Below are 10,531 nucleotides of genomic sequence, written 5' to 3'. Positions count from 1 at the left end.
GATACCCTGGAGTGGAAGTGGATGAATCGAATGGAACTAGTGCAGGGATCAACCCATTCCTCGCCCAATCCACAACGTTAAAATTGTATCGGGATGTTGGCGAGTGGGATGTTGTGATCGGAGAGGTGGAGGCCAAAAAGCGGCTGTTTGGCGAAGTGAACGTCTCGTTATTGCGGCCGGAAACAAACTATGATGAGAATAATCGGCTTTCGTCAGGCGTTTTTGCACTTTCTGATGTGACACTTGAAGAATCAATTGATCAATTTTATCAGGATATGGAATGGCTGATTAATAACGGCCATTATAACGCCAGAGATATTGACCAAAAAAGATTGGACTATATACGTGAAAATGGCATGCAGGTATATGGGGCAGTTGTGACGGGGCCGATCCGTGAAGTCGAAAAGCTGATGGAAGAAGAACAGTTTCACCAATTTGGCTTAGGTGGCATTGAAGTGTGGAGCTGGTATAATCGTTAAGGGGATTTTCGATGAAAAAATATATTTACTGGCTGCTGCCGATCGTCTGGATGGGTGTCATCTTTTATTCGTCGGCACAGCCATATGAAAAACAAGATATGAAGCCGCTTTTGGACCGGACGTTTGATTTGTCATTTTTGACACCATTGGTTGATTGGGTTTCATTTACATATCACCATTCGGAAGTGAGTACGGCAGCGTTGGGAGTTGAAGGCTTTGTTGAGTTTTTTCTTCGCAAAGGTGCGCATGTCGCTGTATTCTTCGTTCTGATGTGCTTATTCTTTGTGGCGTTCCGCAAGACAAGTCGGATGCGTTTTTGGGCAGTGTTGGTTATGTCGTTTTTGTTCACGGTTGCATATGGTGCTATAGATGAATTTCATCAAGGTTTCACGGTAAACCGAACACCTTATGTTGGTGATGTCCTTATCGACGGTACCGGAGCCCTGGCGGCAGCAATTTTATTAGGCTTTTTGCAGTATTACCGGACAAAAAATCGCAGCTGATGACGAACCTATTTAAAAAAATTAGTAAAAACGACGTATTACGACAACATTTCGCCGCAAATTGTGGTATGATTATGGATAGTTTTAAAGAATATGTCAAAAATTTGCCAAATCAAGCTGGCTGGTTGAAGCGTATGAGATCATGTGGAGACGTTCGTGATGCGCCGCAATCGTTTGGCGTTTTTTGACGAATAACTAAAGGCGGTTTTTAAATGGCAGAGCAAGAACGATATAAACGCTTAATGAAAAAATTGATTAGAGAAACAGAGAGTTCAAAGATCCAATCTGCAGAAGAGATGATTCAAAAGTTAGTCAACGAACTATCCAGTGAAAAATCGTATACACCAAATCATTAGTAAAAGGCAGCTGCATTTCGTTGTGGAGATGCAGTTTTTTGTCTTAAAATAGACAGTTTTAGTAAAGATATGCTACGTTAACAATAGAAAATTTAAAGGGATGTTCACAGGACGTGCTAGTGCCGGCACCTGTGATTGCCGTCGCGAACTTAGCCGGCCGGTCCTTGTTATCCTCCCTTTTGAACATGTACTTAAAGGGATGAGTCGATTGAAAAACACAGTTTATATTAAAAATGCTGCCATTTTCACGGAAGAATCTGGCGTCATGAATGGTTCTTTATTAATCGAAGGCACCAAAATCAAAGCGATACATAACGAAGAACAGCCGCCGGAAGATGCCATAGTGATTGATGGACAGGGGTTGAATTTGATTCCGGGATTTATTGACGGCCATATCCATGGGGCAGCCGGTGCTGATGTCATGGATGCCACGGAAAAAGCACTTGATACAATGGCTGATGCGCTTCCTGCTGAAGGGACAACAAGTTTTTTGGCAACGACCATTACACAAGCACCGGAAAACATCAGCAGGGCACTTGAGAATGTGGCAAATTACCAGTCCAAGCAAGGAATGGCCGAAGTAATTGGGGTACATTTGGAAGGACCGTTTATCGAAGCGGGCAAAAAAGGCGCTCAGCCGCTGGAACATATTATGGAACCGAATATTGAACAGTTTAAAAAGTGGCAGCAGCTGTCAGGCCATTCGATCAGGACGATTACCATGGCCCCGGAACACGATGATACCGGGGAATTTATCAAGTATCTGTATGAATCTGGTGTCAATGTGTCGGCAGGGCATACGGATGCAGGTTTTGAGACTATTAAAAAAGCAATCCCGCACGGTTTGCGGCAGTTGACACATCTCTGCAACGCGATGAACGGCATCCACCATCGTGACATTGGTGCGGTTGGTGCGGCATTCCAGCTTGAGGAGCTGCGAGCAGAATTGATTGCAGACGGGATTCATGTAGCGCCGGAAATGATGCAGCTGATTTTTTCCAATGTCGGAAGTGAGCGACTGATTCTAATAACCGATGCGATGCGGGCAAAATGTTTGCAAGCGGGTGATTATGAACTTGGCGGACAGCCTGTAACGGTGACGGTAGATCGTGCTGTCCTGGAAGACGGCACGTTAGCCGGGAGTATTTTAAAAATGCATGAAGGTGCCCGGAATATGCTCCGGTTAAAAGATGCAACCATTCAAAATATTGTACAGATGGCATCAGAAAACCCGGCAAAACAGCTTAGCATTTTTGATCGAAAAGGCAGTATTAAACCGGGCAAGGATGCAGATTTACTGTTAGTTGATGATGGTTTAAACATCAAATATACGATATGCCGCGGTACACTTGCATATAAAGGAGAGATGAATTAAATGAATATCATTCGTGTGAAAGATTATGATGAACTGAGTGAAAAAGCTTGTGAACTGCTGGTTAATGAGATGGAAAAATCAGATAGCTCAGTGCTGGGCCTTGCAACTGGATCTACTCCAGAAGGCCTTTATCAAAAGCTGATTGACGAATATAAGAAAGGCAATCTATCGTTCAGCAATGTCACCACATTCAATCTTGACGAATATGTCGGGCTGGCGGCCAGTGACCCGAACAGTTACCGGTACTACATGAATGAAAAATTATTCAGCCACGTTGATCTGCCCGACGAACAGGCTTTTCTGCCCAATGGTGCTGCGGAAGATTTGGAAAAGGAATGCCGTGACTATGAAGCGCTTATCAAGGATGCCGGCTATGTTGATCTGCAGGTGCTGGGCCTGGGACTGAACGGGCATATCGGCTTTAATGAACCTGGTACGCCGGTTGACAGCCGTACCCACGTCGTCGAATTGGACGAATCCACAAGGAAAGCAAATGCACGTTTTTTCAAGTCGATGGATGACGTTCCGAAAAAAGCGCTGACAATGGGAATTGGGACGATTATGGAAAGCAGACAAATTATACTGCTCGTTTCCGGTGAGAAAAAAGCCGATGCTGTGAAACGCCTCGTGAACGGCATGGTGTCCGAGGAATTCCCGGCGTCAATCCTGCAAAAGCACGAAAATGCCATATTGATCGCAGACGAAGCGGCACTGTCGAAAGTTTAAGACAGTGCCGCTTTAAATTTATTTCAACTACGAATATCAACCGGGTAGAGGGATATCAACCAAATAAGCGGGATATCAACCAGAAAACGAAAAAATCAACCGAATAAACGGGATATCAACCGCTCACACATCAATCTCCACATAAGCGGTCCCTTTATCCGCAAATGCGGCCTTATCACTGGTGAGATCAATCATCCATGTGCGAAAGTTATCTTCTTCCCCGTCAGGAACGTACACAATGAATTCCACTTTGTCGAGGTAATTGGTTGAATCAAGGATATAATCCGAATGGCGCAGTTCATTTTCCAGTTTTCCGAGCAGCGAATAGTCTACCGTGACCGAAATGCCTTGCATCAGTCTGCGCTGTACTACGCCGGCCGTTTCAATCGCTTTTGATGTTGTGCTGCTGTAAGCACGAATAAGACCACCGGCCCCAAGCTTAATACCACCGAAGTACCGTGTGACCACAACAGCTGTATCCTTTAAGTCCCGTTTTTTCAGTACTTCCAAAATCGGTACACCGGCTGTTCCACTTGGCTCTCCGTCGTCATTGGCCTTCTGGATTTGGTTATGCTCGCCGACCATATACGCGGAGCAGTTATGCGTGGCGTCATGGTGCTTTTTTTTAATCTCCTGCACAAAAGCCTGTGCTTCTGCTTCGGTTTCTACACGTTTGACGTATCCGATAAACCGTGACTTTTGTATGATGATTTCGTCAAAGTCTTCTTTTTTTACGGTATAATAGTTAGATAGCATGTTTCATTGCCTCCCAGAAGGTATTATACTGGAAATGAGAATATGATGATACTTGGCAATTCAGGAAAATTTTCCTGAAAGTATGAAAAAAGCCCCTATAAACGGCAAATCACTTTCGAATTAATTATAACATAGGCTGGTGGGAATATATGGCTCAGAAACTGGAAAAGCGAGCACTGGATTATATAATCGAAGACATGATTGATATGGTGCAAAACAGCAAAGATGAAATTTTCAACATCAGCGAAGAAGCACGTACAGAGTATTGGCAGTTAGAGAAGGAACTGCAGGAAACACGGGAAAAAGTTGCCAAACATATCAGCGATGGCGATGAACTGGAACAGAAAGTGCAATTTTCCAGGCAGCGTTTGGCCGAGGTCAGCAGAGATTTTGACCAGCATTCCGAAAATGAAATCCGTGAAGTCTATGAGAAAACACATGCCATGCAGACAAAACTAGCCATTTCGCGTCAGGAAGAAAAAGTGTTGCGGGATAAGCGCGATGAACTCGAGCGTCGTCTGTTGTCGCTCAATGAAACGATTAAACGCGCAGAAGGGCTAGCGAGCAAAATATCTGTCATTCTCAATTACCTTAGTGATGATTTCCGACAGGTTAATGAGATGATTGAAGAGGCTAAAGAGAAACAGGAATTCGGGCTGAAAATTATTGAGGCACAAGAAGAAGAGCGCCGGAAAATATCCCGGGAAATCCATGATGGACCTGCCCAGATGCTTGCAAATATCCTCCTTCGTTCGGAACTGGTCGACCGGACCTTTCGGGATGGAACAGTAAATGAAGCACTCAGTGAAATCAAAAGTGTCCGGAAAATGATTCGTTCGTCCTTATACGAAGTGCGGCGCATTATCTATGATCTGCGGCCGATGGCGTTGGATGATTTAGGATTGATTCCAACCATTAAAAAATATACATCGACCGTTGCTGATTACAATGATATTGAAATTGAATTCACAACGATCGGTCAGGAAAAACGGCTGCATCAAGAATATGAAATTGCGTTTTTCCGTTTGATGCAGGAGGCCCTGCAAAATGCGGTTAAACATGCGGAAGCATCACTGATTAAGGTGAAGCTGGAAATAAATTCGACGATGCTCGTAATGGTGGTCAAGGATAATGGAAAAGGGTTTGATCCAGAGCAGAAACAGGAGAAGTCGTTTGGATTGATTGGCATGAGGGAACGTGTTGAAATGCTGGATGGCACCCTGTCAATAAATTCAACCATCGGCGAGGGCACAACAATCGTGATAAAAGTCCCATATACGGGTTTTTAGACATATTGTGTTTTGTAAAATATAAAGTATACTTAAATTAAACCGAAATAAAATCTAATTTTTCTATTAAAAAATGTAATAGGGTAAACGTTCATTTGAATTAACCTCTAAAAATAGAGTAATCACTCGGGAGGAACATTTGATGAGTAATAAACGAACAAAAATTGTATTGATTGACGACCATAAGTTATTTCGTGAAGGTGTAAAACGCATTCTTGAATTCGAACCTTCTTTTGAAGTCATTGCTGAAGGTGACGATGGCAATGTTGCATCCAAACTGGTCCGGCAGCATAAACCGGATGTTGTTTTGATGGATATCAACATGCCAAAAGTAAACGGGGTACAGGCTACATCAGATCTCGTAAGAAAATATCCGAATACTTATGTCATCATCCTCTCGATCCATGATGATGAAAGCTATGTAACACATGCATTGAAAACAGGTGCACAGGGTTATCTATTAAAGGAAATGGATTCAGACGCATTGATAGAGGCGATCAAAGTCGTTCGTGAAGGCGGTTCGTATCTTCATCCGAAAGTGACACATAATCTAGTTCAGGAGTATCGTCGTCTGGCACATGAAAACATGACTACATTGGCAGGAGGCAGAGTTGAATATCATAAACCACTCCATTTGCTGACCCGGCGTGAGTGTGAAGTCCTTCAGCTTTTGGCGGACGGGAAAAGCAATCGGGATGTCGCAGAACGATTGTACATTAGTGAAAAAACGGTCAAAAATCATGTCAGCAATATTTTACAAAAAATGAATGTCAATGATCGGACTCAAGCGGTTGTCTCGGCTATCCGCAAAGGCTGGGTCGAGGTGCAGGGGTAGGTCTGCCTTCACAAAACCCCATTTATATGCCGCAGTCGTTTGGCTGCGGTGTATTGTGGGAAAAGTTGGTTAGAGAATCAAAAAGCTAAGAAAAATAGATAAGTGTTTTACTTTCAATCTAAACACTCCAGTTAATAATCACAGGTTTCCTTTTTGCATTCTTCCTTTCTTTCCGGAAAACCTTTTTTTAACCCCATGCTTCCTATTCGAAATGATTTTGGATCGATGTCTGCAGAAAAACCGGCTTTCCCGTTTACCGTCCCATCTATCATCATTCCTCCCATAGGGCTTGAGTAATCATCGTTATCGAATTCGATTGTATCTATGTTTTCATAGTTATTACGTATATAGCTTTCGACTTTTTCTTTTGCTATCTGGATTGTTTTATCATCATAATGTTGTTGTTTGTTCATCGAGCACCCTGCCAGCAGGATTGAAAAGGTGAAAATGATACTGATAGGTATTAATAATAACAATACAGTCCTTTCCTTAATAATCACAAATCTCACCTTTGCATTCTTCCTTCATGTTGGGAAATCCGGTTTTTAATCCAATACTTCCGACTTGAAATGTTTCCGGATCAATTTTAGCGGAGAAACCTGCTTCTTCATTAACTGTTCCTCGTATCATTAAGCCTCCCATGCCACTTACATAGTCGTCGTTGTTGAATTCTATAGTTTCAATGTTTTCATAATTATTACGTATATAGCTTTCAACTTTTTCTTTGGCTTTTTCAATTGTTTTTTTATCAAATTTATTTTCATCCGTATTCACAAAGCATCCTCCTAATAGTATAATAATAATTAATATAATGAATAGACGTATTATTTTCAATTGAATCACCTCTTATATATAGTTTACAATATAATGGAGTGAATGACTATGGGGCATTTGACTGAAAAAGAAGCAGTTCAAATTGCAGATCAAAGTTATGAAGTAGATGTAAAAATGGTTCCCGTAAAAATAAATGGAGAGCATATCGTCTGGGAAACCCAACACAACTTCAAAGACGAAGACACCGGCCTCCACGGGTATGTCCTGAAAAATGAAAATACCGGGGAAGTCGTCATCAGCTTTGAGGGAACACAGCTTAACCGCGGGATGGGGGAGGCTGTAAATGATCTGGAGACGGATGTTTTTGGTATTGTTCTCGGCGATCAATCCTACACCGGAAATACGGAGCATAAATACACGGGATCACCGGTGCAAGATCAATTGATAGCCGGTGGACATGCGGAATTAGATGAAGATGGAAATGTTAGAATCTTGAATGAAAATCAGTTTACGAAAGCCGCCCCGATTGTCGATCAATACATAGAGAAATACGGGAAAGATAATGTTACATTTGTCGGTCACTCGCTTGGCGGCGGTCTGGCTGAATATTTTGCTGTGCAGCATGATACAGAAGCCATTGCATTTGCATCTGCTCCCACTTATCATCTTTTGACAGATGAACAGCAAAAGCAAGTAAAAAATGGGGATTTCAAAAATCAAATCATTTCTTATACTTATCCGGATGATGTCGTCGGTACCTGGTTTGATCAAGCAATTGGATCGGTTTACTACATGAGTGATCCTTCTGATGTTAATGGGAGATGGTTTGATACACATGCTGTCAATGAAAACTATGCTGTCGATAAATTGTTTGATGAGAACGGCTATTTTCGATCCGAGATATTATATGATGGCACGTTACATACTCAGTTGAAAAATTCTCCATTGAAAATGAAAAATAATGGTGTTCACAATTTCAGTATCCTCATTAAATCGGAAATCATGAAAATGTACGCACGTGAGGTTGAAGACAATGCTCATTTGATCGAGAAAACTGAGAAATCCTTTAAAAACTTTTATGATTATTATATTGATACATTAACGACTATCAAAAGTAAGTATTTGCGTGTTGCAGGTTCGGGGAATTATGATAAACTGTCTGCAGAAGATGTTGAAGACGTTTTCAGGCAGTATGGGACATATGATCATAGCGTCCCCGTCATGTTTGATGCGGATCATTATGAGGAAATTTTATACCTTTTGCAGAAAGTAAGATCTGATACCGGAGAAATTGCTTTTCATATGGAGAAAATAGGAAATGACTTTGATGAAACAGACCAGTTACTTGCCCAGTGGCTGGGATTTAAACAAAGTTAAAGAAGGTGATTCCTGTTGGGATATAACGGGTACAGCATTGTTGGTGACAGGGAATTAAATGATTTTTGGAAGGAACAAATGGAAAAAGGTGTACAAAAGGAAGAACTTAAGTCCCGTGTTCATGCCAATCTGCAGGAAGCAAACGCGATCTTTAAAGCGTATTTAAAGCACGGCCGCACGACAGCCTCTATACCAGACCATCACGATCAAATCCTCAATAAAATCAACCATCATTTTGACGGTAAAGCCAAAAAAGCACTGGACTCCCGTTTTGCCGATAACACGTTGAAAATGGGACGCGTCAATATGGAGATGCAACTTTTCATTGAGTCCTTTAAAATTTAAGGGCCAAAACCACACCTCCTGTAATTACCTTCCAGAAAGTGATTGTTTAGCAATGCATGTCACCTAAAATTCATGTAGAATAATAGAAAATAGTACAAGTATGAGGAGAATGTACGCGATGAAAATTGCTGTAATGTCGGATAGTACAGCCTATATCCCCGAAAAGCTGATTGACCAGCATAATATTCATATGGTTCCGCTGAGTGTGGTGTTCAGTGATGACGCCTACCGTGAAGGAATTGATATCACGACTGAAGAATTTTATCAAAAAGTGAAAGAAGTGGAGGAACTGCCGAAAACATCACAGCCGTCGATCGGTATGATAACCGAAAAACTTGAGGAACTTGCGGAGAGTTACGATGCGGTTATCTCAATTCATTTATCAAGTGGTATAAGCGGCACCTATCAGGCGGTTGTCAGTACGGCAGGAATGGTCGAGGGAATTGACGTCTATCCGTATGATTCGGAATTGAGCTGCATGGGGCAGGGTTTTTACGTGCTTGAAGCGGCAGAATTGGCTCAAGCTGGAAAATCCCCGGAAGCTATCATTGAACGGCTTGATGATATAAAGCAAAGTATCCGGGCCTACTTTATGGCCGACGACCTAAGCCATTTGCAGCGCGGCGGACGTCTGACCGGTGCCCAGGCACTTGTTGGGAGTCTGCTTCAGGTTAAACCGGTACTTCATTTCGTCGACAAAAAAATCGTTCCATTTGAAAAAATCCGTACCCGGAAAAAAGCATTGAATCGGATTATGGGCATGTTGGAAGCAGATGCGAAAGAAGGAAAAGAGCTTAAAGTTGCCTTTATTCATGCCAATAATGAAGCAGCTGCAGCCGAGCTGAAAGATAAATTTGATGCCGATTTTCCAAACATGGATACGATGATCAGCTATTTCGGGCCTGTCATCGGCACCCACCTTGGCGAAGGTGCACTCGGCGCTGTTTGGTATAAAAAGTAATATAACCACTGGTTCTCTCTCGGAATCGGCTGTCATGCCGGTTCCGTTCCCACTTGTCAACCATCCATTCTATCAGGAGCGTGAAATCATGGACGATATTGAACTCAGCAGACGTTATGCTGGTAAACTTCTGTTGCGAAAAGAGATCCTCATTGATGACCCCTTATTCGAACACCTTCTAAACGCTAATTATTTTACGCCAAAGCTTTCTATCAGGAGAAAATGGTCCCATTACCAATGTCAGCGTTGCGGCAATCAAAAGCAATCATTATTTGGGCAAATCCCTTGCCACCGATGCCATAAAACGCATGCTTACTGCCGGAAATGCATTGAGATGGGACGGGTGACGGCATGTGAAGCGTTATATGAATGGACTGGTCCTGATGCAACCTGGCCAAGTTATCCAAATGCCTGTACATGGAACGGTGAATTGACCGATGCACAGCAAACAGCGGCAAACCGTATTGTTCAGGTCATTCAGGACCGTGAAAGGGAGCTGCTGACCTGGGCGGTTTGTGGTGCCGGAAAAACGGAGATGCTTTTCCCGGGGATATCAGAAGCCTTGAAATTGGGCATGCGCGTCTGTATTGCCACACCCAGGACGGATGTTGTAAGGGAATTACTGCCGCGCCTGCGTGAGGCATTCTCGGGCGTCTACATCCAGGGTCTTTACGGCGGCAGTTTGGAAAAGGATGGGAGCGCTCAGCTGATCATTGCCACCACACACCAACTGCTCCGCTTCCGCCGTGCTTTTG

Annotated in this window: 14 protein-coding genes; 11 read left to right on the top strand and 3 right to left on the bottom strand. The window is 42.8% G+C overall.

Annotated elements, in window-relative coordinates; all coding sequences use genetic code 11:
* The 5 genes from VK080_RS06535 to nagB form a co-directional block, all read left to right on the top strand.
* Positions 1–479, top strand: a 479-nt coding sequence (locus VK080_RS06535; RefSeq protein ID WP_324223968.1) for an anti sigma factor C-terminal domain-containing protein, incomplete at its 5' end; no start/stop codon positions are given.
* 11 nt (positions 480–490) lie between these two features.
* Positions 491–982, top strand: a complete 492-nt coding sequence (locus VK080_RS06530; protein WP_324223967.1) for a VanZ family protein — start codon at positions 491–493, stop codon at positions 980–982.
* Between the two features lie 212 nt (positions 983–1,194).
* Positions 1,195–1,338 (top strand): hypothetical protein, encoded by a 144-nt coding sequence (locus tag VK080_RS06525; RefSeq protein WP_324223966.1) that lies wholly within the window; start codon positions 1,195–1,197, stop codon positions 1,336–1,338.
* 199 nt (positions 1,339–1,537) lie between these two features.
* The gene (gene nagA, locus VK080_RS06520; protein ID WP_414672222.1) at positions 1,538–2,713 is read left to right on the top strand and encodes an N-acetylglucosamine-6-phosphate deacetylase; all 1,176 of its coding nucleotides are present in this window, start codon (positions 1,538–1,540) and stop codon (positions 2,711–2,713) included.
* Positions 2,714–3,439 (top strand): glucosamine-6-phosphate deaminase, encoded by a 726-nt coding sequence (gene nagB, locus VK080_RS06515; RefSeq protein WP_324223964.1) that lies wholly within the window; start codon positions 2,714–2,716, stop codon positions 3,437–3,439. It abuts the gene before it with no gap.
* Positions 3,440–3,562: 123 nt separating this feature from the next.
* On the opposite strand, the gene VK080_RS06510 is transcribed toward nagB, so the two are convergent.
* Positions 3,563–4,195 (bottom strand): YigZ family protein, encoded by a 633-nt coding sequence (locus VK080_RS06510; RefSeq protein ID WP_324223963.1) that lies wholly within the window; start codon positions 4,193–4,195, stop codon positions 3,563–3,565.
* A gap of 149 nt (positions 4,196–4,344) precedes the next feature.
* Here VK080_RS06510 and VK080_RS06505 point away from each other — a divergent pair, with 149 nt between their 5' ends.
* Both VK080_RS06505 and VK080_RS06500 read left to right on the top strand, forming a co-directional pair.
* Positions 4,345–5,484: a sensor histidine kinase gene (locus VK080_RS06505; RefSeq protein WP_324223962.1), complete on the top strand. Its 1,140-nt coding sequence runs from the start codon at positions 4,345–4,347 to the stop codon at positions 5,482–5,484.
* 142 nt (positions 5,485–5,626) lie between these two features.
* Complete coding sequence (locus VK080_RS06500; RefSeq protein ID WP_324223961.1) at positions 5,627–6,319, top strand: response regulator transcription factor; 693 nt, start codon at positions 5,627–5,629, stop codon at positions 6,317–6,319.
* 131 nt (positions 6,320–6,450) lie between these two features.
* Here VK080_RS06500 and VK080_RS06495 read toward each other — a convergent pair whose 3' ends face one another.
* A complete protein-coding gene (locus VK080_RS06495) occupies positions 6,451–6,732 on the bottom strand; it encodes a DUF1433 domain-containing protein (protein WP_324223960.1) in 282 nt (93 codons plus the stop codon).
* A gap of 76 nt (positions 6,733–6,808) precedes the next feature.
* On the bottom strand, positions 6,809–7,093 hold the full coding sequence (locus VK080_RS06490; RefSeq protein ID WP_324223959.1) for a DUF1433 domain-containing protein: 285 nt from the start codon (positions 7,091–7,093) through the stop codon (positions 6,809–6,811).
* 108 nt (positions 7,094–7,201) lie between these two features.
* Between VK080_RS06490 and VK080_RS06485 the strand changes: the two genes are divergently transcribed.
* The 4 genes from VK080_RS06485 to VK080_RS06470 form a co-directional block, all read left to right on the top strand.
* The gene (locus tag VK080_RS06485) at positions 7,202–8,470 is read left to right on the top strand and encodes an alpha/beta fold hydrolase (RefSeq protein WP_324223958.1); all 1,269 of its coding nucleotides are present in this window, start codon (positions 7,202–7,204) and stop codon (positions 8,468–8,470) included.
* 15 nt (positions 8,471–8,485) lie between these two features.
* Positions 8,486–8,815, top strand: coding sequence for a hypothetical protein (locus VK080_RS06480; protein ID WP_324223957.1), 330 nt, complete (start codon positions 8,486–8,488; stop codon positions 8,813–8,815).
* A gap of 118 nt (positions 8,816–8,933) precedes the next feature.
* Positions 8,934–9,776, top strand: coding sequence for a DegV family protein (locus VK080_RS06475; RefSeq protein ID WP_324223956.1), 843 nt, complete (start codon positions 8,934–8,936; stop codon positions 9,774–9,776).
* A gap of 88 nt (positions 9,777–9,864) precedes the next feature.
* A partial coding sequence (locus VK080_RS06470) for a DEAD/DEAH box helicase family protein (protein ID WP_324223955.1) occupies positions 9,865–10,531 on the top strand: 667 nt, incomplete at its 3' end.

This window comes from Lentibacillus sp. (assembly GCF_035301925.1).
Taxonomy (GTDB): Bacteria; Bacillota; Bacilli; order Bacillales; family Amphibacillaceae; genus Lentibacillus.
The sequence above is the reverse complement of the archived record's forward strand: the minus strand, read 5'-3'. Positions and strand labels throughout refer to the sequence as shown.

Coding starts and splice junctions, on each gene's coding strand:
- VK080_RS06530 (WP_324223967.1), top strand. CDS start 491: ATGAAAAAATATATTTACTGGCTGCTGCCGATCGTCTGGATGGGTGTC.
- VK080_RS06525 (WP_324223966.1), top strand. CDS start 1,195: ATGGCAGAGCAAGAACGATATAAACGCTTAATGAAAAAATTGATTAGA.
- nagA (WP_414672222.1), top strand. CDS start 1,538: ATGAGTCGATTGAAAAACACAGTTTATATTAAAAATGCTGCCATTTTC.
- nagB (WP_324223964.1), top strand. CDS start 2,714: ATGAATATCATTCGTGTGAAAGATTATGATGAACTGAGTGAAAAAGCT.
- VK080_RS06510 (WP_324223963.1), bottom strand. CDS start 4,195: ATGCTATCTAACTATTATACCGTAAAAAAAGAAGACTTTGACGAAATC.
- VK080_RS06505 (WP_324223962.1), top strand. CDS start 4,345: ATGGCTCAGAAACTGGAAAAGCGAGCACTGGATTATATAATCGAAGAC.
- VK080_RS06500 (WP_324223961.1), top strand. CDS start 5,627: ATGAGTAATAAACGAACAAAAATTGTATTGATTGACGACCATAAGTTA.
- VK080_RS06495 (WP_324223960.1), bottom strand. CDS start 6,732: ATGAACAAACAACAACATTATGATGATAAAACAATCCAGATAGCAAAA.
- VK080_RS06485 (WP_324223958.1), top strand. CDS start 7,202: ATGGGGCATTTGACTGAAAAAGAAGCAGTTCAAATTGCAGATCAAAGT.
- VK080_RS06475 (WP_324223956.1), top strand. CDS start 8,934: ATGAAAATTGCTGTAATGTCGGATAGTACAGCCTATATCCCCGAAAAG.